General features: G+C 69.2%; 1 pseudogene. It reads right to left on the bottom strand.

Features of this window, described 5'->3' with window-relative positions:
• Positions 1 to 224 (bottom strand): annotated as a pseudogene (locus C2I19_RS22015) (ISAs1 family transposase); the annotation flags it as partial.

Here is a 224-nt window from a genome sequence, read left to right as displayed (position 1 = left end):
GGTTCTCGATGCCCCAATGCGCCCGCGCCGCTTGCGCCAACGCTTCGGCGCTCAGCTTGCGCGAACTGATGTAGCAGCGGCGCTCCCACTGCCCCGGTTTGTCGCCGACTTGCCTCAAAGAGTCAATGACGCCCAGCGTTTGGCATCCCGGCCAGGCCTCGGCATCCACGCGTCCAGCCGCAGGCAGCACCCGCGCCCATTGCGCCACCTGCCGGCCATGGCCG

This window comes from Chromobacterium alticapitis, assembly GCF_002924365.1.
Taxonomy (GTDB): Bacteria; Pseudomonadota; Gammaproteobacteria; order Burkholderiales; family Chromobacteriaceae; genus Chromobacterium; species Chromobacterium alticapitis.
Note: the sequence above shows the minus strand (reverse complement) of the source record. Positions and strands in the feature narration are given on the sequence as shown.